The sequence below is a fragment of the Saccharopolyspora erythraea NRRL 2338 genome (assembly GCF_000062885.1).
GTDB lineage: Bacteria > Actinomycetota > Actinomycetes > Mycobacteriales > Pseudonocardiaceae > Saccharopolyspora_D > Saccharopolyspora_D erythraea.
Map to the genome: position 1 here is coordinate 4,129,342 of NC_009142.1, position 21,128 is coordinate 4,150,469.

The window sequence follows — 21,128 nt, forward strand, 5'->3', positions numbered from 1 at the left end:
GTTCAGGTCAGCGCGAGCATGCCGGCCAGCGCGAGCGCGGTGACCAGCGCGGTCGAACCCGCGCCCAGCGCGAAGGCCCGCGGCCCGGTGCGCAGCAGCGCCCGCAGCCGAACCGCGCTGCCCAGCGCGAACAGCGCGCCGGCCAGCAGCACGGTCGTCACCTGCCCGGCCACGTCGAGCACGGGCCCGGGAACCATCCCGAGGCTGCGCACCGCCACCGCGGCCAGAAACCCGACGACGAACAGCGGCACCAGCGGCGGACGCGTGCCCGCGGCCCGGCCCGCCGCGCGGCGCCGCACGAGGCTGACCGCCGCCACCAGCGGTGCCAGCAGCACGACCCGGCTCAGCTTGACCACGACCGCCACCGCCACCGCGGCCGCGCCCATCGGCGAAGCCGCCGCCACCACCTGGGCGACCTCGTGCACGCTGCCCCCGGCGATGCGTCCGTAGTCCTCCGGCGACATGCCCGTCGCGGTGGCCAGCAGCGGCAGCAGCACCATAGAGGCGCTACCGAACACCGTCACCAGCGCCACCGCGCCGGCCACGTCCTCGTCCTCGCGGTCGACCACACCCTCCACCGCCGCGATCGCCGAGGCACCGCAGATCGAGAACCCGGTCGCCACCAGCAGCGACAACCCGCGCGACACCCCCAGCCAGCGCCCCAGCACCAGCGTCCCGGCGAAGGTCAGCCCGACGACGAGCACCACCGCCGCCACCGTGCCCACGCCCAGGCCGAGCACCTGCCCCACCGCCAGTTGCAACCCCAGCAGCACCACACCCGCGCGCAGCAGCCTGCGGGTGGCCCAGGCCAGCCCTGGCCGCACCCGCGACGGCACACCGGGCACGTTGCCCGCGACCACGCCCAGCACCACCGCCGAGGTCAACGCGCTCACCGACGGCACGAGCCCGGCCAATGCCAGCGATAGCGCCACCGCGGCGCCGGTCAACGCCAGCCCCGGCCACAACGACCCCTCGACGAGCGCCTCGCGGTGTTTTAACGTTCCAGCCACGAGCCCAGCCTCGCCGCCACGACCCGCCGCGCGTAGCCGTCGACCGCGCAGGACGTCATAACGCCACTGCATGCCCGCTACCACTCTTGACTGATCCCAGCCAGCGGCGGCGACCTATCCTCGGGGCATGACCCCGCCCGACCCCGAATCGCTGCGCCTGCTGGTGCTGGTCGCCGACCTCGGCAGCATCGGGGCGGCCGCGGTCGAACTGCGGGTCAGCCAGCCCTCGGCGAGCAAACGCCTCAGCAGCCTCGAACGCGGACTCGGGCTGGAACTGGTCGAACGCAGCAGGCAGGGCTGCACCCTCACCCCCGCCGGGGTCATCGTCGCCGACTGGGCCCGCCAGGTGCTGGCCCAGGTCGACGGGCTGATGAACGGCGTGCGTGCCCTGCGCGCCCAGCACGAACCGCGCCTGCGGGTCTCGGCGAGCATGACCGTCGCCGAGTACCTGGCCCCGGCCTGGATCAGCCGGCTGCGCCGCGCCCTGCCCGAGACCCACCTCGAGCTCGACGTCACCAACTCGCAGGCCGTCGCCGAGGCCGTCCGCCACGGCCACGCCGACCTCGGCTTCATCGAGACGCCGCTGGCACCCGAAGGCGTCTCGATCCGCCACGTCGCCCGCGACCGGATGGTCGTGGTGGTCCCGCCCGAACACCCCTGGGCGCGGCTGCGCAGGCCCCTGACCCCGGCCGAGCTCGCCGCCACCCCGCTCATCGTCCGCGAGGAGGGCTCGGGCACCCGCGAGACCCTCTACCGCGCGCTGGCCGAAGTCGGCGCCGACCCCGTCGCACCGCTACTCGAGCTGCACTCCACCACCGCGGTGCGCAACTCCGTCGTGGCCGGCGCGGGCCCGGCGGTGCTGAGCACCCTGGCGGTGGGCACCGACCTGGCCGAGCAGCGCGTCACCGAGGTCGGCGTCACCGGCCTGGACCTGCGACGCCCGCTGCACGCGGTGTGGCGCTCGGGACTGCGGCTGACCGGCCCGGCCGCCGCGCTGCTGGCCATCGCGATGCGCACCCCGGACTGACCGGCCGCGCCGCCGTCATTCCTCCACGTAGGACATGACGTGCTTGATCCGGCTGTACTCCTCCAGCCCGTAGCGCCCGAAGTCGCGCGCCGAAGCCGAGTGCTTGAAACCGCTGTGCGGCATCTCAGCGGTGAACGGGTGGTGGGTGTTGATCCACACCGTGCCCGTCTGCAGCTTGCGCGACAGCCGCATCGCCCGCGAGTGGTCGCGCGTCCACACGCTGGCCACCAGCCCGTAGCGGACCCCGTTGGCCAGCTCGAGGGCCTCCTGCTCGGAGGCGAAGCTCTGCACCGTCAGCAGCGGCCCCAGCACCTCGTTCTGCACCAGTTCGTCGTCCTGCTCGACCCCGGTGACCACGGTGGCCTCGAAGAAGTAGCCCCGCTCGCCCCGGCGCGCGCCACCGGCGGCGATCCGGGCGTGCTCGGGCAGCCGCTCCAGGTGCGCCTGCACCGACTCCAGCTGACCGAGGCTGTTGAGCGGACCGAACGCCGCGTCCAGGTCCTGCGGCGGCCCCGGGCGCATCGCGGCGGCGAGCTCGCACAACCGCTCCACGACCTCGTCGTGCACCTCGGCGCTGACCAGCACCCTGCTGGCCGCGGTGCAGCTCTGCCCGGCGTTGCCGAAGGCCGCCTCGGCGATGCTGCGCACCGCGCGGTCCAGGTCGGCGTCGCCGAACACCACCGCGGGCGCCTTGCCGCCCAGCTGCAGGTGCGCGCGCTTGAGGTCGGCGGCGGTCGACCCGGCGACCTCCATGCCCGAGCGCACGGTCCCGGTGATCGAGAACATCCCGGGCACCTCGTGGGCCACCATCGCCCGGCCGCTGTCGCGGTCCCCGCAGATCAGGTTGAACACCCCCGGCGGCAGCACCTCCGAGGCGATCTCGGCCAGCAGCGACGAGCTCAGCGGCGTGGTCTCGGCCGGTTTGAGCACCACCGTGTTGCCCGCCGCCAGCGCGGGCGCGAACTTCGCCGCGGCCAGCAGCAGCGGGTGGGTCCAGGAGGTGACCTGCGCGCAGACCCCGATCGGCTCCCGCCGGGCGAAGGAGGTCCGCGACGGCTGGTACTCGGTGGCCGCACCGGTCTCCTGCACCCGCGCCGCGGCCGCGTAGAAGCGGATCAGGTCCACCGCCGTCGGCAGCTCGTCGTCGCGCACCACCGCCCGCGGTTTGCCGGTGTTGCGGCACTCGGCGGCCACCAGCTCCTCGGAGCGCTCCTCCATCGCGTCGGCGATGCGCAGCAGCAGCTGCTGGCGCCGGCGGGGCGTGGTCTGCGACCACGACTCGAACGCCGCGGCCGCGACGCCCATCACCGCATCGACGTCCATCCACCTGGTCAGCGGCGAGATCCCGAACTCCTCGCCCGTGCTGGGGTCCACCAGCGGCAGCGTCTCGCTCGCCAGGGTCCCCACGCGCTCGCCGCCGACGACGTTGTGCAGTTCCAGCGCCGTGGTCACAGAACCTCCATCGCGCCACCGGTGGACCGGCCACCGGCCGAGCGTGTGCAACGTTGGTCCCGACCCTATCCGTCCCGCCGCGCTCGGGGAGACGGCTCGCCGATTATCGCGCTCGGTGCTGCCTGCGCGAGGCCTGCGCGAGAGTTCCGAGCACCAGCAACAGCAGCACCGGCGCGAAAGCCCAGCGGTAGGCCGCGGCGGCGGGCAGCCACGCCACCGCCTGCAGCACCACGCCGACCAGCAGCTGGATCAGCACGGCGGCGGTGAACCCGCCCATGTTGACCACGCCCGAGGCCGCCCCGGAGCGGTGCGTGGCGTTGGCCGCCCGCGCACCGTCGAAGGCCAGCATCGCCCCGCCGCCACCGATCCCGATGACGACCAGCGCCGCCACCAGCACCGGCATCGGCAGCGTGCCCGGCCACAGCACCAGCAGCGCCCACACCGCGACCACCGCCACCGACAGCCCCAGCGTGAACCGCTCCCGCCGCAGGTGGCGGCCGGCGATGTACTGGCCGGCGAACCAGGTGCCCGCGATGAAGCCGAACACGCACAGCATCAGCAGCGTGCCGACCTCGGCCTCGCCGTGGCCCTGGGCGTCGGTGAGCCACGGCGAGCCCCACAGCGTCGTCACCGCCACGAACTGGGCCATCAGCACGAAGTGCACCCAGAAGGAATGCCGGGTGCCGCGCTGGGCCACGACCACCTTCAGGGTGTGCCCGATGCCTTCGGCCTGCCCGGTCGCCTCGGGCGCGTAGCCGGCCGGGCGGTCCCGGATGACCAGCCACCCGGCCACCGCCAGCGCCAGGGTCAGCGCGGCCGCGCCGAGGAAGGTCCCCGTCCAGCCGAGGGCGTGCAGGGAGGTGCCCAGCGGCAGCGTGGAGAACACCTGGCCGAGGCCGCCGGCCAGACCGGTCAGCGCCGCGACCCTGCCGAAGCGGTCGGCGGGGAACCACTGCGCGGCCAGCCGCAGGACGTTGGTGAACATGAACGCGTCGCCGAAGCCGATGAGGACCCGGCCCGCGATGCCGCCGAGCACCGAGCCGCTCACCGCGAACACCGCCGATCCCACCGCCAGCGCCAGCACTCCCCCGGTGATAACCCGTCGCGGCCCGAGGCGGTCGGCCAGCAGTCCGGAAGGCACCTGCAACGCCAGGTAGACCCCGAGTTGCATGGCCGAGAACAGCGCCAGCACCGCCGGTCCGGTGTGGAAGCGGTCCAGCGCCTCCTGGGCGACCACGCCCAGGCTCGCGCGGTGGAACAGCGCGGCGAAGTAGCACACGGCGGCCACGCCCCACACCAGCCACGCCGAGCGCGGCGGCCGGTGCCGTCGCTGATGCCGCTGATCTCCGACCGGCTCCACCGCCAGCGCCGACGCCTGCACACGAACCTCCAAGAAAACGCTCGTATGCACCTTAGATACAAGAGGGGCCCCAGTACGATGAGCGCGTGTCGAGCGCAACACCACATGACCCCGTGTCTCCCGCCACAACGGCCGTCCCCGAGGCGCCGGCGGCCGACCGGGCCTACCGCCACGTCAAGACCGGCCTGCTGGACGGCTCCTTCCCCGACGGCCACCTGCTGTCGGAGGGCGAGATCGCCACCGCGCTGCGGATGTCGCGCACCCCGGTCCGCGAAGCCTTCCTGCGCCTGCAGACCGAGGGTTTCCTCAAGCTCTACCCCAAGCGGGGCGCCCTCGTCGTGCCGGTGACACCGACCGAGGCCCGCGCGCTGGTCGAGGCCCGGCTGGCGCTGGAGAGCTTCGCCATCGACAAGCTCGCCGCGCTGGGCACCGAGACGATGACCGAGGTCGGCGAGGAGCTCATCAAGCATCCCGCCTGCGACGCCGGCGGCCTCACCGACGCCGAACTGCACGAGGTGGACCGCGCCTTCCACGCCCGGCTGGTCGCCGCCTCCGGCAACCCCGTCGTCGACGACCTCTACAACGCGCTGCGCGACCGGCAGATGCGCATCACCGCCACCGCGCGCACCCACACCCGACGGGCCCGCATCACCCACCAGCACGCGCTGCTGGCCGAGGCCGTCCGCGACGGCGACGCCGGACTGGCCAAGTCCCGCCTGCGCGCGCACCTGCTCGACACGGTCCGGGCGCTGGACGTCTCGGGTGGCCCCCTCCTGGAGCAGACCGGCGAGAGCTGAGGCTTTCCGCTGCCTTGTTCCTGTTCGGCTTGTTGGGCATTCATTTCACTCATCACTGAAGACTTTTCATATATTGATCGGCTGCAAACCGGGCTACATTCCTTGACAGGAATATAACCAGCCCAGAATATAGCGGTGTGGATGCTTTCGCCGTGCTCGCCGAGCCGTCCCGACGCCGGATCCTCGACGAGCTGCGGCACCGCGAACGCACCGTCGGCGAGCTCGTGGCGGCGCTGTCGGCCAGCCAGCCCGCCGTGTCCAAGCACCTGAAGGTGCTGCGGGAGGCCGGGTTCATCTCGTGCCGGACCGACGCCCAGCGCCGGGTCTACCGGATCGAGCCGGCGGCGCTGCGGGCCGTCGACGCGTGGCTGGCCCCCTACCGGCGACTGTGGACGCGGCATCTCGACGCCCTGCAAGACCACCTCGACACCGTGGAGGAACCATGAGCCCGCAGCAGTTCGAACCCAGCCCGCCCTGCGATGTGGACTGCGCCGCCGAGTCCGGGGGCTGGACCCTGGTCATGGTGCGCGAGTTGCGGCACTCACCGCGCAAGGTGTGGGCCGCGCTGACCGATCCGGAGCAACTGGCCGCGTGGGCGCCCTACACCGCCGACCGCGACCTGGGCAGCACCGGCGCCGCCACGCTGACGATGATCGACGGCGAGACTCCGCAGGACCTGGCGTCGACGGTGCGGCGGGCCGAGCCGCCGTGGCTGCTGGAGTACGTGTGGGGCACCGACCTGCTGCGCTGGGAGCTCGCCGAGACCGCGACCGGTACCCGGCTGACGCTGCGCCACACCGTCGAGGACCGCGAGTGGGTGCCCAAGGTCGCCGCGGGCTGGCACCTGTGCCTGGACGTGGCCGAGCACGTGCTGGCGGGCGAGCCGGTGGAGCCGATCCGGGGCGCCGGTGCGCTCGACCACGGCTGGGGCCGGCTCAACGACGCCTACGCCGAGAAGCTGGGCATTCCCAACACCGGTGCGCCGGAGCTGTGACGACGCACGAGGCCCCGGCGGAGTCGTGCTCCGCCGGGGCCTCGGGGCGACGGGGTTCAGCCGTTCTGCTCGGGCTCCTGCCGCTGCTGCTCGGGCCGCACGGCCGGCGGCTGGCCGGAGGCGGGCGGCTGCGCGAGCGCGCCGGGCTCGCCGAGCGCACCGACGTCGCCGGTGAGCGCACCGGGCGTGGTCCCGCCGATGCTGGCCGGGCCGGGCACCTCCTTGCGCGCCACGGCCTCGGCGGCCCGCACGGCCTCGGCGACCTCGGGGTTGGTGGAGACGTCGAACCAGGACTGGACCGACTCCTCCTCGTCCTCCGGGCGGGCCGAGGGTGGCTCCTCCTGCGGGGGCTCGTAGCGGAACACGCCGTCCTCGCCGGGGGCGCCGAGCATCCGGGCGAAGCCTTCCAGGGACTTGCCGAAGTCGCTGGGCACGACCCAGACCTTGTTGGCGTCGCCCTGGGCCATCTGCGGCAGCGTCTGCAGGTACTGGTAGGCCAGCAGCTCCGGGGTGGGCTTGCCGCGCTTGACCGCGGCGAAGACCTTCTCGATCGCCTTGGCCTGGCCCTGGGCCTGCAGGTAGCGGCTGGCCCGCTCGCCCTGGGCGCGCAGGATGCTGGACTGGCGGTCGGCCTCGGCACCCAGGATCGCGGCCTGCTTGGAGCCCTCGGCGGCCAGGATCTGGGACTGCTTCTGACCTTCGGCGGTCTTGATCGCCGCCTCCCGCTGACCCTCGGCGTTGAGGATCATGGCGCGCTTCTCCCGGTCGGCGCGCATCTGCTTCTCCATCGAGTCCTGGATGGACGGCGGCGGGTCGATGGCCTTGAGCTCCACCCGCGCGACGCGGATTCCCCAGCGCCCGGTCTCCTGGTCCAGCACCCCGCGCAGCTGGGTGTTGATCTGGTCGCGGGAGGTCAGCGTCTCCTCCAGGCTCATGCCGCCGACCACGTTGCGCAGCGTGGTGGTGGTCAGCTGCTCGACGCCGACGATGTAGTTGGAGATCTCGTACACCGCCGAGCGGGAGTCGGTGACCTGGAAGTACACCACCGTGTCGATGGAGACGGTGAGGTTGTCCTGGGTGATGACCGGCTGCGGCGGGAAGGACACGACCTGCTCGCGCAGGTCGATGCGGGCCCGCACCCGGTCCAGGAACGGCATCAGGAAGTTCAGCCCCGGCGAGGCGACGGTGCGGAACCGTCCCAGCCGCTCGATCACCGCCGCCTGCGCCTGCGGCACCACCAGCACGGACTTCACCGCGATCACGATCACCAGCAGCGCCACGACCGCCAGCACGATCAGTCCGGTCGGGTCCACGTCAGCCTCCTAGGTTCCTCGCGGCGGGGCGGAGCCTGCTCACGGTTCCGCCCACACGACGGCGGTGGCGCCGGAGATCTCCATGACCGTCACCGTCTGGCCGCTGTGCATCACTTGCGTCTCGTCGAAGGCCCTCGCCGACCACAGCTCACCGCCGATGCGCACCCGTCCACCGTGTGCATCCACAGTGGACTCGACGACGGCCTTGTGCCCGACCAGGGCGTCCACATTGGTCTTGAGCTCGTGCTCGACGCGCATCCGGCGCTTGAGCGCGGGGCGGGCCAGGAAGATCAGTCCCAGCGACAGCGCGGCGAACACCGCCGCGTCCAGTCCCAGCGGGACCCCCAGAGCCGAGGCCCCCGCCGCCGCCAGCGCGCCGGCGCCGAGCATGACCAGCACGAAGTCTCCGGAGAGGACTTCGGCGGCGATCAGCACGACCCCGGCGATCAGCCACAGCAGCGCGGGAACCATGTCTCCATGGTGGCAGAACGGCCACCCCCGGGTGGGGTGGTTTCGCGGATGTGATCGACGCGTGACCGGGCGGCTCAGTCCTGCTCGGCGGTGACGAAGTCGATCAGCTGCTCGACCGCCGACAGCAGCGGCGCCTCGATGTCGCGGAAGGTCGAGACCTCGGCCAGCACCCGCCGCCAGCCGTCGGCGGGTTCGCCCCAGCCCAGGGCCGCGCACACGCCCTGCTTCCAGTCCTGTCCGCGGGGCACGCCGGGCCAGGCGGGGATGCCCAGCGCGGCGGGTTTGACCGCCTCCCAGATGTCGACGTAGGGGTGGCCGGTGACCATCACGTGGGGGTCGGTGATGCTCTCGACGAGCCGGGACTCCTTGCTGCCGGGGACGAGGTGGTCCACCAGCACGCCGACCTTGCGTCCGGGACCGGGTGCGAACTCGGCGAGCATCCCGGCCAGGTCGTCCACGCCGTGCAGCGGCTCGACCACCACGCCTTCCACGCGCAGGTCGTGGCCCCAGACCCGTTCGACGAGCTCGGCGTCGTGCAGACCCTCCACCCAGATGCGGCTCCCGCGGGCCTGGCGGGCGCGCAGCCCTTCGACGCGCACCGACCCGGAGGCGGAACGAGCCGGACGGGCCGGCGCGGGCGCTGCGGGCGCGACGAGCGTGGCGGGCTTGCCCTCGAACAGGAACGCGGCCGGGCGCATCGGGAACAACCGCTGCCTGCCGTGGCGGTCCTCCAGGACGACGTTGCCCTTCTCCAGCCGGATGACCGCGCCGCAGAAGCCGCTGGCCGGGTCCTCGACGACCAGACCGGGCTCGGCGGGCACCTCGGGAACCGCGCGGCGCCGCCGACCGCCGGCGAGCACGTCCTTGCCGTAATGCATGTGTCTCTTCCTGCCTGCGCTGAGGTCGGGGCCGCCGACGCTCCCGGCGGCGAACGCGGTCCAACCTACCGGCCCGCGGTGCCGGGGTCCGCGAGATCGACACCCCGCGGAGCGCCGGCGGGGCGGCTGGAGCCAGATCACATCCGCCGCACCCCCGCCCGCGCGAGCGCACGCGAATCCGTACCCTTGTCAGCCGTGCCTTGCCCAAGCGCAACGATGGTCGTATGGACATCCGCGTGGCTGCATGGCGCGGCCGCCTCGGATGACGTGCTCGATGCCCTGAAACCCTGGGGCGAGTCGCACGAGGTGCGCGCCGCCGACCAGGACCTCGCGACCCGACTGGACCTGCCCGGTCCCGATGAGCCCGCCGCGGGCCCCGCTCTGCTGCTGGCCGCGCTGCGCAGATCCGGCGCCGCCGGCGGCGAGCTGGTGCTGCCCGTGCCGGGCGACGTCCGCGGCCTCGGCGGCGCCAACCCGTTCGCGCGCCTGGCGCTGCGCACCGGGGAGGCCGCGGTGCTGCGCGAGGCCGGTCTGGGCCTGGTCCCCCAGAACGTGGCCGAGGGCGTCGTGCGCTGGACGGTCTTCGAGCTCGCCGACGAGCTGCCACCCGCCGAGCACCTGCCGATCGCCGAAGCCGAGCACGGCATGTCCTCGGCGATGCGCGAGGCCGCCAGCACCCTGATCGACCTCGACATCGCCAAGCACCGCCCGGGGGTGCGCGACGAGATCGCCAAGACCGTCTCCTCGCGCCCGCAGCCGCCGTGGCCGCAGGACGTCCCGCAGCGTCCGCTGCGGATCCTGCAGCGCGCCTCGGAGGTCGAGGCGATCCTGTGGGTGGCCACCGACGACGCGCCCGGCGGGGCGCTGTCGGCGTCGGCGACCCGCGCTCGCACCGAGGCGCTGCGGCCGCTGTTCGACTCGGTGCGCGCCGCGCGCCGGGCCTCGGTGGCCGAGATGGTCCGCGTGCTGTCCGACCGCGCCGGCAAGCACTGACGCCCTCGCGGAAAGAACTTCCCCCGCAAACGCCAGGAGGCGCCGCCCGATCCGGGCGGCGCCTCCTTTGTGCGGGTTCGGCTCGGTGCTTGTCTCATGAGCGGCGTCAGCCGCGTGCGGTGCGGGACCCGGCCCACACCGGCCCGCCCACACACCGCGACGCAAACCCGCCCGAGAAGTTCCCTCAGCAGCAGCAGCCGGGCGCGCAGGGTTCGCCGTTGGTGCTGCAGCCGGCGGCGGCCAGCAGCGACAGCTTGCGCGGCGGCCGGCCGCTGAGGTGCTCGGCGGCCAGCTCGACGATCATCTTCGCGAAGCGCGGGTCGGTGCCGGCGGTGTCGGCCCGCACGAAACCCATGCCCAGCTCGGCGGCCTTGTCCTTGGCCTCGTTGTCCAGGTCCCAGATGACCTCGAGGTGGTCGGAGACGAACCCGATCGGGCTGACCACCACCGCCGGGGTGCCCTGGCCGTGCAGCGCCTCGATGTGGTCGACGATGTCGGGCTCCAGCCACGGCACCTGCGGCGGGCCGGAGCGGGACTGCCACACCACGTCGTAGTCGGCGATGCCCGCCTCCTCGGCCACCAGCCGGGAAGCCTCGGCGACCTGGCGGGAGTACCACTGCGGCCTGCCGTCGGCACCGGGCTGGTCGTCGGCCTTGAGCGGGACGGAGTGCGCGGTGAACACCAGCCGCGCCCGCTCGGCCTGGCCGGGCTCCAGCGCGGCCAGCGCGCGGCGCACGGCGTCGGCGTTGGCCGCCACGAACTCGGGGTGGTCGAAGAACTGCCGCAGCTTCACCAGGTCCGGAGCCCGCTCGCCGACCGACTCGCGGGCCCGCACGATGTCCTCGTGGTACTGCTTGCAGCCGGAGTAGCCGCCCCACGCCGAGGTGGCGAACACCAGTGCGCGGCCGACCCCGTCCTCGGCCATCCTCGCCACCGTGTCCTCGACCACGGGATGCCAGTTGCGGTTGCCGAAGTACACCGGCAGCTCGACGCCGGCGTCGGCCAGCTCGGTCTCCAGCGCCTTGATCATGTCCCGGTTGAGACGGTTGATCGGTGACACACCGCCGAAGTGCAGGTAGTGCTCGGCGACCTCGTCGAGTCTCTCGGGCGGCACTCCCCTGCCTCTGGTGACGTTTTCCAGGAACGGCCGGACGTCCTCCGGGCCTTCCGGTCCTCCGAACGACAGGAACAGCAACGCGTCAAAGCTCACCGGACCATCATGGCCCCGCAGCGCGGTGGCCGCGCACCCGGGGTGCGGCCAGTGCCCGGCCGCGGAAAAGCCCCCGCACCCGTGGGGATGCGGGGGCTTCGCGCGGGGGTCTGCGGCTCACTGGCCCAGGGCGTGCACCCCGCCGTCGACCATGATCATCGAGCCGGTGGTCTTGGGCAGCCAGTCCGACAGCACCGCGCACACCGAGCGCGCCACCGGCGTCGGGTCGTTGACGTCCCAGCCCAGCGGCGCCCGGGTGCCCCAGCTCTCCTCCAGCTCGCCGAAGCCCGGGATCGACTTGGCCGCCATCGTGCGCACCGGGCCCGCCGAGACCAGGTTGACCCGGATGCCCTTGGGGCCCAGCTCGCGGGCGAGGTAGCGGTTGGTCGACTCCAGCGCCGCCTTGGCCACGCCCATCCAGTTGTAGGCGGGCCAGGCCACCCGGGCGTCGAAGTCCATGCCCACGACCGAGGAGCCCTCGCCCAGCAGCGGCAGCGCAGCGGTCGTCAGCGACTTCAGCGAGTACGCCGAGACCTCCAGGGCCACCGAGACGTCCTGCCACGGCGCGTCCAGGAACGGCGCGCCCAGGCAGCTGGCGGGGGCGAAGCCGATGGAGTGCAGCACGCCGTCCAGTCCGTCGGCGTGCTCGCGCACCTTGTCGGCCAGCCCGTCCAGGTGCTCCTGGTCAGTGACGTCGAGCTCGATCACCGGCGCCGGCTCGGGAAGCCGCTTGGCGATGCGCTCGACCAGTCCCAGCCTGCCGAAGCCGGTCAGCACGACCTGGGCGCCCTGCTCCTGGGCGACCCTGGCGGCGTGGAAGGCGATCGAGGCGTCGGTGATCACACCGGTGATCAGCAGCCGCTTGCCTTCGAGCAATCCGGACACGTACATCCTCCGCTTGCGTTGGAAATCTCGAGAAAGAAAGGTGTGAGAGACGTGGCCGGGGCGGTCAGTGCCCCATGCCCAGGCCGCCGTCGACCGGGATCACCGCGCCGGTGACGTAGGCCGCCGCGTCGGAGGCCAGCCACTGCACGGTGCCCGCGACCTCGTCGGTGGAGGCGAACCGGCCCAGCGGGATCTGGCCGAGGATCTCCTTCTTGCGGTCCTCTTCCAGCACGTCGGTCATGTCGGTGGTGACGAAACCGGGGGCGACGACGTTGGCGGTGATGCTGCGCGAGCCCAGCTCGCGGGCGATGGAACGCGCCAGACCCACCAGGCCCGCCTTGCTCGCCGCGTAGTTGGCCTGCCCGGCGCCGCCGGAGAGCCCCACCACCGAGGAGATGAACACGATCCGGCCCCGGCGCAGCCGCAGCATGCTGCTCGCCGCGCGCTTGGCGACCCGGTAGGACCCGGCCAGGTTCGCGTCGATGACCCGCCCGAACTGCTCGTCGTCCATCCGCAGCAGCAGCCCGTCGTCGGTGATGCCGGCGTTGGCCACCAGCACCTCCACGCGGCCGTGCGCGGCCTCCACCTCGTCGAAGGCGGCCGTGACCTGCTCGGTGTCGGTGACGTCGCAGCGCACCCCCAGCAGCCCCTCCGGAGCACCCGATCCGCGGTGGGTGACCGCGACGTTGTCCCCGGCGGCCTGGAACGCCCTCGCGATGGCCAACCCGATGCCGCGGTTCCCGCCGGTCACCAGTACGGACCGTGCCACTGTCGATCTACCTCCACATGCGAGCCTGCGCGAATCCGGGATTCGCTCTCAACCAGCCGCGACACTATCGGCTGAGCACCGGGCCGCTCTCATCGCACCCATACAGAAATCCGGCCCCCGTGTCGTGGTTCACCTACAGTGCCGATCAACGGCACACTGCGCGGTGCCGTACCCACCACGCCTCGGGAGCGCAGATGCAGACCACCACGCAGGACTTCGCCGCCGACCTGCGCGCGGCGCTGCGGGGACCGGCCCGGTTCGACCCGGGCACCCGCGCCCTGTACTCCACCGACGCCTCCAACTACCGGCAGGTCCCGGCGGCGGTGGCCTACCCGCGCGACGAAGACGACGTCGCCGCCGCGGTCGCGGTGGCCCGCGCGCACCGGGTGCCGGTCACCGGCCGCGGCGCGGGCACCAGCATCGCCGGCAACGCCGTGGGCCCGGGCCTGGTGCTGGACTTCTCCAAGCACATGAACCGGATCCTCGAACTCGACCCCGAACGCCGCCTGGCGCGGGTGCAGCCCGGCGTGGTGCTGGACTCCCTGCGGGTGCAGGCGGCCCCGCACGGGCTGACCTTCGGGCCCGACCCCTCCACCCACAGCCGCTGCACGCTCGGCGGCATGATCGGCAACAACTCCTGCGGCACCCACTCGGTGGCCTGGGGCAAGACCGTCGACAACGTCCGCTCGCTGGACGTGTTGCTCTCCGACGGCACCCGCCTGCAGGCCGGCCCCACCACCGAGGACGAGCTCACCGCGCTGTGCGCGCGGGGCGACCGCACCGGACGGCTCTACCAGGACCTGCGCGCGCTGCGCGACGACCTCGGCGAACTGGTCCGCGGCTCCTTCCCCGACCTGCGGCGCCGGGTGTCGGGCTACAACCTCGACCAGCTGCTGCCCGAGAACGGATTCGACCTCGCCCGCGCCCTGGTCGGCACCGAAGGCAGCTGCGCGACCGTGCTCGGGGCCACCGTGCACCTGGTCGAGACCCCGGGCGCCCGCGCGATGGCGGTACTGGGCTTCCCCGACAGCTACGCCGCCGCCGACCAGGTCACCGACCTGCGCGGACTGGACGCGCTGGCCATCGAGGGGCTGAGCTCGGAGCTGGTCGAGGTCGTCGGCCAGCGCAACCCCTCCTCCCCCGCCCTGCGGCTGCTGCCCGGCGGACGCAGCTGGCTGCTGGTGGAGGTCGGCGGCGCCGACCGCGCCGAGGCCGAGGCCGCCGCGCAGCGCATCGCGCGCGCCATGGGCGAGCGCGCCGAAACCGTCGTGCACGTCGAACCCACCCGGATGGCCGCGCTGTGGAAGATCCGCGAGGAGGGCTCGGGCTACTCCACGCGGCTGGCCGACGGCACCGAGCGCTGGTCGGGCTGGGAGGACGCCGCCGTGCCCCCCGAGCACCTAGGCGCATACCTGCGGGAGTTCGACGCGCTGCTGGAGCGCTTCGGCCGCCGCGGCGTCACCTACGGCCACTACGGCGACGGCTGCATCCACGTGCGCATCGACTTCGACCTGATGAGCACCTCCGGCGCGGCGGACTACCGGTCGTTCCTGGAGTCCGCGGCCGACCTGGTGGTCTCCCACGGCGGGTCGGTCTCCGGCGAGCACGGCGACGGCCAGGCCCGCTCGGAGCTGCTGTCGCGGATGTACCCGCCGGAGATCATCGGCGGCTTCGAGCGCTTCAAGGCCGCCTTCGACCCCGACGACCTGTTCAACCCCGGCCAGATCGTGCGCCCCCGCCCGCTGGACTCCGACCTGCGCGTGCTGGTCGCTCCCCCGCGCATCCCGACCCGCACCACCCTGGCGCTGCACGCCGACGACGGCGACCTCGCCCCGGCCTCCCGGCGCTGCGTGGGCATGGGCAAGTGCCTGAACACCACAGGTGGGGTGATGTGCCCGAGCTACCGCGCTACCCGCGAGGAGAAGCACTCCACCCGCGGCCGCGCCCACCTGCTGTTCGAGATGCTGGCCGGACGCGTCATCACCGGCGGCTGGCGCTCACCGGAGGTCCGCGAGGCGCTCGACCTGTGCCTGTCGTGCAAGGGCTGCAAGACCGACTGCCCGGTCGGGGTGGACATGGCCACCTACAAGGCCGAGTTCCTGCACCACCACTACCGGCACCGCCCCCGACCCGCCTCGCACTACTCGATGGGCTTCCTGCCGCTGTGGCTGGCACTGGGCCAGCACACCCCCCGGCTGGCCAACCGCGTACTCACCAGCAGAGCCGCGGGCCTGCTCAAGCGAATGGGCGGCATCGCCCCCGAACGCGCCATCCCGCCGCTGGCCGGGCAGACGCTGCGCGCCTGGTGGTCGGCACGCGACCGCCGCCTGGAACAGCCGTCGGTGGTGCTGTTCCCCGACACCTTCACCAACCACTTCGACCCCCACGTCGGCCAGGACGCGGTGACCGCGATGGAAGCGCTGGGCCAGACCGTGGACCTGCCCCGCAGCCAGGTCTGCTGCGGGCTGACCTGGGCCTCCACCGGCCAGCTCGGCATCGCCCGGCGAATGGTCCGGCGCACCGCCCGCGTCCTGGGCCCCCAGGTCCAGGCAGGACTGCCGGTGGTCGGCCTGGAACCCAGCTGCACGGCGTTCCTGCGCAACGACGCGCTGGAACTGGCCCCGCACGACCCCCACGTCACCGCGCTGGCCGAGGCGACCCGGACCTTCGCCGAATGGGTCGAGCCCACCCGCGCCCAATGGACCCGCGAGTCCGGCAGCGCCCCGGAGTCGCTGGTGCAGGTGCACTGCCACCAGTACAGCGAGCTCGGCTTCGACGCCGACCGCGCCGCCCTGGAGGCCACCGGCACCCGCGCCCGCGTGCTGGACTCCGGCTGCTGCGGACTCGCGGGCAACTTCGGCTTCGAACGCGGCCACTACGAGGTGTCGATGGCCTGCGCCGAACACGCCCTGCTGCCCGCGGTGCGCGCCGCCGAGCCCGGCACCGACGTCGTCGCCGACGGCTTCAGCTGCCGCACCCAGCTGCGCCAGGCCACCGGCACCGAACCGGTGCACCTGGCCACGCTGGTCGCCCGCGCGCTCACCGCGGATACGCCACCCCGTTGAAGTTGACCCGCAACGCATACACCGACGAGCTCGCCGTCATGAACAGGTGGTTGCGCTTGGGCCCGCCGAAAACCAAGTTCGACACCACCTCCGGCAGCAGCAGCTTGCCCAGCGGCGTGCCGTCGGCGTCGAAGCAGTGCACCCCGTCGTGCGCCGCCGCCCACACCCGGCCCAGCGCGTCCAGCCGCACCCCGTCGAAGCTGCCCGCATCGCAGGTGGCGAACACCTCGCCGCCGGACAGCGCTCCGTCATCGGCGACGTCGAACAGCCGGATGTGCTTGCGCCGGGTGTCGGCGACGTAGAGGCGCCGCTCGTCGGCGGAGAACGCCAGACCGTTGGGGCGGTCGAAGTCCTGCGCGACCGCGCGCACGTCCCCGGTGGCCGGATCGACGCGGTAGACGTGGCAAGCACCGATCTCGGTCTCAGCGCGATGCCCCTCGTAATCGCTGTCGATGCCGTAACTGGGATCGGTGAACCACACCGACCCGTCGGCCCGCTCGACCACGTCGTTGGGACTGTTCAACCGCTTGCCGTTCCACCGATCGGCCAGCACCACCACCGAGCCGTCGTGCTCGGTGCGCGTGACCCGCCGGTGCCCCTGCTCGCAGCTGACCAACCGGCCCTGCCGGTCGACGGTGTGACCGTTGGTGTACCCGGCAGGCGCCCGGAACACCCCGACGACGCCCGTGGTCTCGTCCCAGCGCAGCAACCGGTCGTTGGGGATGTCGCTGAACAGCAGGTAGCGCCCCGCCGCGAAGTACACCGGGCCCTCCGTCCAGCGGCAACCGCTGTGCAGCCGCTCGACCAGCCCGTCCCCGCCGACCCCGGAAAAACGCTCGTCCAACACCTCGAACCGCGCCTCGATGAACTCCGACAACGCACACGCCCCCGTTCCACCCGGCCACCGCTTCCGCGCCGATTCTTCCCCGGCGCGGCCTGCCGAACCAGGCGATGACGGGTTCCGGTCATCGCCCGGCGCCTCCAGGCGGACAACAGGGAACGCGCTCACGACTGCTTCCTCCGGCCCCCAGCCCAGGCAACAACGCGTACACAGTGGATGGCTCACACGTACGAACTGGACGAACCGCCCGGACTCAGAAGCCGGGCTCCACCGACTCCCCCGCCGCCGCGTGCAACACCCCCGGCAGCACACCCACCTCACCGACCAACGACGACACCGGCTCCTTGCCGCTCACCCGGATCGCCACCACCGCCACCCGCTGCTGCTGGTCGTCGGTGTCCTCACGCTCCACCTCCAGATCCAGCACCCGCCAGCCCCGGCTCGTGCACAACGTCAGCACGCCGCGCAGCACGCCGTACCCGTCGAGGTAGCCGATCCGCATCACCTGCGGCTCCCGCAACGACCGCCGCACCAGCCGCAGCAACCGCGGATAGCCCAGCACCACCGCGAAATGCGCCGCCGTCGTCGCCACCGCCAGCAGGAACAACCCACCACCGCAGGCCATCCCCACCGCGGCAACCACCCACACCGTCGCCGCCGTCGTCAGCCCCCGCACCGCGTCCCGCCGCACGAAGATCAGCCCACCACCGATGAAACCGATCCCCGACACGACCTGCGCCGCCACCCGCGACGGGTCGAACGACACCCGGTCGAACACCAGCAGATCCCCGAACGCGTACTTCGACACCAGCATGAACACCGCCGCACCCACCCCGACCAGCGCGTGCGTGCGCATCCCGGCGCTCTTCGCCCGGATCTCCCGCTCCAGCCCGATCAGGCTCGACAGCAGCAGCGCCGCACCCAGCTCCACAAGCAGGGGCACCTCGCGGAACCCCGAGACCACGGCGTCAGGCATCCCCGCAACGTAACCCCGCCGCCGCGGACACGACAATCAGCCGACGCCCACCACCGATGAGGCCTCCGCCACGCAACACCCGGAAAACCAGTACACAATGGACAACCAGCACCACACCGGGACAGGATGGCCCCGGACCGCGAGGAGCCGACATGCCCATCCAACACCTGCCGGCCGTCGTCCCGGTCTCCGACATCGACACCGCCGACGCCTGGTCCGAGCGCCTGTTCGACCGCCCCGCCGACAACCGCCCCATGGACGGACCCGTCGAATGGCGGATCACCACCAACGGCTGGGTCCAGGTCCACCGCGACCCCACCCGCGCGGGCACCGCCCTGCTCAACCTCGCCGTCGACGACCTCGACCAGCACCGCACCGCACTCGACCACCGCGGCCTGACCACCGGACCCGTCGAAACAGCCGGCAAGGACGTCCGGCTCTCCACCACCACCGACCTCGACGGCAACCGGATCACCTTCATCGGCAACTTCCGCACCGACTACTGACCCGCGGCAGACCTCACCGCGGCCGGCGCGCCAGGTACACCAGCGCCGGCGGCACGTTGCGCCACACCGTCCGGCTGATCACCGTCTCCTCGAACGTCGCCCGCAGATCCCGCAACTGCCGCCGCGCCGGCGGCGCCCACCGCGTCCAGGTGTAGGCGAACTGCGTGAACGCCCCCTCGGGCACCAGCACGTCAGCCACCAACCGCACCAACGGCACCCCGTCCACCGCGGTGTGCGCCGCCCACGGCAGACCGCTGACCACCACATCCGCCCGCAACCCGCGCTCGGCCATCAGCTCCGGCAGCGCACGCGCGTCCGCGCACACCGTCTCCACATCCGGGAACCGCCGCCCCAGATCAGCCGCCCACCGGGCATTCAGCTCCAACGCCAGATGACGGCCACGACCACCCAACCGCTGCTGGATCGCCGCGGTGAACGCACCCGTCCCCGGCCCCAGCTCCACCACCACCGGCTCACCACGACCCGGCACCGGAGCCACCATCTGATCGGCGAGGAACCGCGAACTCGGCCCCACCGCCGCCGTCGTCGTCGGCGACTTCACGAACTCGCGCAGGAACTCCGCAGCGCCCGCAGGACCCGAACCGCGCACGGTCGACCACTCCCGGGTGTGTCGAGGCAGTGTCTAAGGAAGCCGACGACCCAGGAACAAACCCACCCCGGCCGCCACGATCGCGGCAAGAGTACCCAGCACCAACCACGGCTTGCTGGCATCTGTGTGCTTGATCTCGTAGCCGATCTGCTCCCCGAGCGTCGCGTAGACCTCCCGCAACTGCTCGGCACTGGCCGCCTTGTGGAACTCCCCGCCCGACAACCTCGCGATCTCCTGCATCGCCTCGTCGTCGACCTCGACGAACTCCTGCTCACCCTCGATCTCGATGCTGCCGTGCTTGGTGCCGAACGAGATCGTCGAGATCGGGATGTTGGCCTTCTTCGCCTCCTGCGCCTTGGTGTAGGCACCCCGCGGCGCGTCCAGCTCCCGCGGAATCGTCTGACCGCCATCGGCCATCAGCACGATCCGCGCGGGCGGCGCACCCGACGGACCACCCACCATCTTCCCGAACGAGTCGATCGCCGACATCGCCGCGTTGATCCCGTCACCGGTCGCCGTCGCCTCCGACAACTTCAGGTTGTCGATGGCCTGCTTCACGCTCGCCCGGTCGGTCGTCGGCATCACCAGCACCGTCGCGGTACCCGCGAACGACACCAAACCCAGGTTGATACCCGGCGTCAACTGATCGGCGAACTCCTTGGCCGCCACCTTGGCCGCCTCCAACCGGTTCGGCTCCACATCGGTGGCCTTCATCGACAACGACACGTCCACCGTCAGCATCACCGTCGCCCGGTTGCGCGGAATCCGCTGCTCGGCCGTCGGCCCCGCCAACGCCACCGTCAGCAGGATCAACGCCACACCCAGCAACGCCGCGGGCACGTGCTTGGACCACCCCTGGCCCTTGCCCGCCACCCGGTCCAGCACCTCCAGGTTGCTGAACCGCAGCGTGTCCTTGCGCCGACGGCGCTGCGCCCACAGATAGCCACCGACCAGACCGGCGACGATTATCAGCAGCAGGAACCACCACGGGGCCGTGAAGCCCGACAAACTCAACATCAAGCCGCTCCCCCGGACCAACCCCGCTTGCGCGCCATCACGAACCGCACGACATCAGCGATCCAGTCCGAGTCCGTCCGCAACACCAGGTGCGCGCAGCCCGCCCGCCGCAGCGCCGCCGCCACCTCCTCGCGGTGCGCCGCCGCCGCAGCGGCGAACTCCTTGCGCAACACCGGCGTCGTCCGCACCTCTCGTTGCTTGCCCGTCTCCGGATCCGACAGCAGGACCGTGCCGACATCCGGCAGCTCGACATCCCGGGGATCGAGCACCTCGATCGCCAGCAGCGAATGCCGAGTGCCCAGCCCCCGCAACGCCCGCTGCCACTCCAACGGCCCCAGGAAGTCCGAGATCACCACCGCCAACCCGCGCCGACGCGGCGGCCGCCGCAGCGACTCCACCAACCGCGCCAGATCACCACGCGTGCCCTCCTCGGCCCGCGGCATCTCCACGACCTTCTTCAGCAACGCCCGCGCATACGCCGAACCACCACGCGCCGGCATCCGCGTCAGCCGCTCACCGTTGTCGACCACGGCACCGATCCGGTTGCCGCCACCACTGGTCAGGTGCGTCACCGCCGCCAGACCGGCCACCGCCAGCTCGCGCTTGTCGCACGCCGCCGAACCGAAGTCCAGGCTCGGCGACAGGTCCAGCGCCACCCACGTCTCCAGCTCCCGGTCGGCGACCGTCTGCCGGATGTGCGGCTCGTTCATCCGCGCCGTGACCGCCCAGTCCATCCGGCGCACGTCGTCACCGGGCTGGTAGATCCGCGCCTCCCCCGGCTCGGTGCCGGGACCCGGCACCAGACCCAGGTGGTTGCCCTGCAGGAGCCCGTCGAGCCTGCCCCGCACGGTCAGCTCCAGCGACTTCAGCGCGGCCTGCAACCGACCGCTGTCCAGCGACGGCGGCGCCCAGCTCGGTCGCCCCTCGTCGCGGGCTGCCCCCGGCACGACCTGC

General features: G+C 72.4%; 21 protein-coding genes. 7 read left to right on the forward strand and 14 right to left on the reverse strand.

Annotated features, from left to right (window positions below; genetic code table 11):
• Window positions 1–2: 2 nt before the first annotated feature.
• Complete coding sequence (locus SACE_RS18290) at window positions 3–1,082, reverse strand: YeiH family protein (protein WP_011874147.1); 1,080 nt, start codon at window positions 1,080–1,082, stop codon at window positions 3–5.
• 55 nt (window positions 1,083–1,137) lie between these two features.
• On the opposite strand from SACE_RS18290, the gene SACE_RS18295 reads away from it, so the two are divergent.
• Complete coding sequence (locus SACE_RS18295; protein ID WP_009949742.1) at window positions 1,138–2,037, forward strand: LysR family transcriptional regulator; 900 nt, start codon at window positions 1,138–1,140, stop codon at window positions 2,035–2,037.
• A gap of 15 nt (window positions 2,038–2,052) precedes the next feature.
• On the opposite strand, the gene SACE_RS18300 is transcribed toward SACE_RS18295, so the two are convergent.
• On the reverse strand, window positions 2,053–3,489 hold the full coding sequence (locus SACE_RS18300) for a gamma-aminobutyraldehyde dehydrogenase (protein WP_009949739.1): 1,437 nt from the start codon (window positions 3,487–3,489) through the stop codon (window positions 2,053–2,055).
• A gap of 103 nt (window positions 3,490–3,592) precedes the next feature.
• Window positions 3,593–4,882 carry an MFS transporter gene (locus SACE_RS18305; RefSeq protein WP_231849691.1) on the reverse strand — a complete coding sequence of 430 codons (1,290 nt, stop codon included), beginning with the start codon at window positions 4,880–4,882 and terminating at the stop codon, window positions 3,593–3,595.
• A gap of 80 nt (window positions 4,883–4,962) precedes the next feature.
• On the opposite strand from SACE_RS18305, the gene SACE_RS18310 reads away from it, so the two are divergent.
• The 3 genes from SACE_RS18310 to SACE_RS18320 all read left to right on the forward strand — a co-directional run bounded on the left by SACE_RS18310 (window position 4,963) and on the right by SACE_RS18320 (window position 6,640).
• The gene (locus SACE_RS18310) at window positions 4,963–5,646 is read left to right on the forward strand and encodes a GntR family transcriptional regulator (RefSeq protein ID WP_009949737.1); all 684 of its coding nucleotides are present in this window, start codon (window positions 4,963–4,965) and stop codon (window positions 5,644–5,646) included.
• A 137-nt stretch (window positions 5,647–5,783) separates the two neighbouring features.
• Window positions 5,784–6,092: an ArsR/SmtB family transcription factor gene (locus tag SACE_RS18315; protein WP_009949736.1), complete on the forward strand. Its 309-nt coding sequence runs from the start codon at window positions 5,784–5,786 to the stop codon at window positions 6,090–6,092.
• Entirely contained in the window at window positions 6,089–6,640 is a 552-nt protein-coding gene (locus tag SACE_RS18320; RefSeq protein ID WP_009949735.1) for an SRPBCC family protein, read from the forward strand. The genes SACE_RS18315 and SACE_RS18320 overlap by 4 nt, the downstream gene beginning before the upstream one ends.
• A gap of 56 nt (window positions 6,641–6,696) precedes the next feature.
• On the opposite strand, the gene SACE_RS18325 is transcribed toward SACE_RS18320, so the two are convergent.
• From SACE_RS18325 to SACE_RS18335, 3 genes are all read right to left on the reverse strand, one after another.
• The gene (locus SACE_RS18325; RefSeq protein ID WP_009949734.1) at window positions 6,697–7,953 is read right to left on the reverse strand and encodes an SPFH domain-containing protein; all 1,257 of its coding nucleotides are present in this window, start codon (window positions 7,951–7,953) and stop codon (window positions 6,697–6,699) included.
• Window positions 7,954–7,992: 39 nt separating this feature from the next.
• Window positions 7,993–8,424 carry an NfeD family protein gene (locus tag SACE_RS18330; RefSeq protein ID WP_009949732.1) on the reverse strand — a complete coding sequence of 144 codons (432 nt, stop codon included), beginning with the start codon at window positions 8,422–8,424 and terminating at the stop codon, window positions 7,993–7,995.
• 74 nt (window positions 8,425–8,498) lie between these two features.
• Entirely contained in the window at window positions 8,499–9,302 is an 804-nt protein-coding gene (locus SACE_RS18335) for a DUF3097 domain-containing protein (protein WP_009949730.1), read from the reverse strand.
• Window positions 9,303–9,518: 216 nt separating this feature from the next.
• Between SACE_RS18335 and SACE_RS18340 the strand changes: the two genes are divergently transcribed.
• The gene (locus SACE_RS18340) at window positions 9,519–10,295 is read left to right on the forward strand and encodes a hypothetical protein (RefSeq protein ID WP_009949729.1); all 777 of its coding nucleotides are present in this window, start codon (window positions 9,519–9,521) and stop codon (window positions 10,293–10,295) included.
• Between the two features lie 184 nt (window positions 10,296–10,479).
• Here SACE_RS18340 and SACE_RS18345 read toward each other — a convergent pair whose 3' ends face one another.
• The 3 genes from SACE_RS18345 to fabG form a co-directional block, all read right to left on the reverse strand.
• Window positions 10,480–11,505: a ferrochelatase gene (locus SACE_RS18345; RefSeq protein WP_029621998.1), complete on the reverse strand. Its 1,026-nt coding sequence runs from the start codon at window positions 11,503–11,505 to the stop codon at window positions 10,480–10,482.
• A gap of 117 nt (window positions 11,506–11,622) precedes the next feature.
• Window positions 11,623–12,390, reverse strand: coding sequence for an enoyl-ACP reductase FabI (fabI, locus tag SACE_RS18350; protein ID WP_009949727.1), 768 nt, complete (start codon window positions 12,388–12,390; stop codon window positions 11,623–11,625).
• Window positions 12,391–12,454: 64 nt separating this feature from the next.
• Window positions 12,455–13,159 (reverse strand): 3-oxoacyl-ACP reductase FabG, encoded by a 705-nt coding sequence (gene fabG, locus SACE_RS18355; protein ID WP_009949725.1) that lies wholly within the window; start codon window positions 13,157–13,159, stop codon window positions 12,455–12,457.
• A 194-nt stretch (window positions 13,160–13,353) separates the two neighbouring features.
• On the opposite strand from fabG, the gene SACE_RS18360 reads away from it, so the two are divergent.
• Window positions 13,354–16,224 carry an FAD-binding and (Fe-S)-binding domain-containing protein gene (locus SACE_RS18360; RefSeq protein WP_009949723.1) on the forward strand — a complete coding sequence of 957 codons (2,871 nt, stop codon included), beginning with the start codon at window positions 13,354–13,356 and terminating at the stop codon, window positions 16,222–16,224.
• Here SACE_RS18360 and SACE_RS18365 read toward each other — a convergent pair.
• Both SACE_RS18365 and SACE_RS18370 read right to left on the reverse strand, forming a co-directional pair.
• On the reverse strand, window positions 16,199–17,101 hold the full coding sequence (locus SACE_RS18365; RefSeq protein ID WP_009949722.1) for an SMP-30/gluconolactonase/LRE family protein: 903 nt from the start codon (window positions 17,099–17,101) through the stop codon (window positions 16,199–16,201). The genes SACE_RS18360 and SACE_RS18365 overlap by 26 nt on opposite strands.
• Window positions 17,102–17,318: 217 nt before the next feature.
• Window positions 17,319–18,041, reverse strand: a complete 723-nt coding sequence (locus SACE_RS18370) for an MgtC/SapB family protein (protein ID WP_009949721.1) — start codon at window positions 18,039–18,041, stop codon at window positions 17,319–17,321.
• A gap of 152 nt (window positions 18,042–18,193) precedes the next feature.
• Here SACE_RS18370 and SACE_RS18375 point away from each other — a divergent pair, with 152 nt between their 5' ends.
• Complete coding sequence (locus tag SACE_RS18375) at window positions 18,194–18,547, forward strand: VOC family protein (protein ID WP_009949720.1); 354 nt, start codon at window positions 18,194–18,196, stop codon at window positions 18,545–18,547.
• Between the two features lie 13 nt (window positions 18,548–18,560).
• Here the strand turns inward: SACE_RS18375 and SACE_RS18380 are convergent, their stop codons facing one another.
• From SACE_RS18380 to SACE_RS18390, 3 genes are read right to left on the reverse strand one after another with little or no spacing between them, the layout of a single operon-like run.
• Window positions 18,561–19,157, reverse strand: coding sequence for a class I SAM-dependent methyltransferase (locus tag SACE_RS18380; protein ID WP_011874152.1), 597 nt, complete (start codon window positions 19,155–19,157; stop codon window positions 18,561–18,563).
• Window positions 19,158–19,190: 33 nt separating this feature from the next.
• A complete protein-coding gene (locus tag SACE_RS18385) occupies window positions 19,191–20,171 on the reverse strand; it encodes a VWA domain-containing protein (RefSeq protein ID WP_029621988.1) in 981 nt (326 codons plus the stop codon).
• A gap of 2 nt (window positions 20,172–20,173) precedes the next feature.
• Window positions 20,174–21,121, reverse strand: coding sequence for a DUF58 domain-containing protein (locus SACE_RS18390; protein ID WP_009949716.1), 948 nt, complete (start codon window positions 21,119–21,121; stop codon window positions 20,174–20,176).
• Between the last annotated feature and the right edge of the window lie 7 nt (window positions 21,122–21,128).

Bases quoted from the DNA above. Each gene is read 5' to 3' on its own strand.
- SACE_RS18290 (WP_011874147.1), bottom strand. From the start codon at position 1,082: ATGCAGTGGCGTTATGACGTCCTGCGCGGTCGACGGCTACGCGCGGCG.
- SACE_RS18295 (WP_009949742.1), top strand. From the start codon at position 1,138: ATGACCCCGCCCGACCCCGAATCGCTGCGCCTGCTGGTGCTGGTCGCC.
- SACE_RS18320 (WP_009949735.1), top strand. From the start codon at position 6,089: ATGAGCCCGCAGCAGTTCGAACCCAGCCCGCCCTGCGATGTGGACTGC.
- SACE_RS18330 (WP_009949732.1), bottom strand. From the start codon at position 8,424: ATGGTTCCCGCGCTGCTGTGGCTGATCGCCGGGGTCGTGCTGATCGCC.
- SACE_RS18335 (WP_009949730.1), bottom strand. From the start codon at position 9,302: ATGCATTACGGCAAGGACGTGCTCGCCGGCGGTCGGCGGCGCCGCGCG.
- SACE_RS18340 (WP_009949729.1), top strand. From the start codon at position 9,519: ATGGTCGTATGGACATCCGCGTGGCTGCATGGCGCGGCCGCCTCGGAT.
- SACE_RS18360 (WP_009949723.1), top strand. From the start codon at position 13,354: ATGCAGACCACCACGCAGGACTTCGCCGCCGACCTGCGCGCGGCGCTG.
- SACE_RS18370 (WP_009949721.1), bottom strand. From the start codon at position 18,041: ATGCCTGACGCCGTGGTCTCGGGGTTCCGCGAGGTGCCCCTGCTTGTG.
- SACE_RS18375 (WP_009949720.1), top strand. From the start codon at position 18,194: ATGCCCATCCAACACCTGCCGGCCGTCGTCCCGGTCTCCGACATCGAC.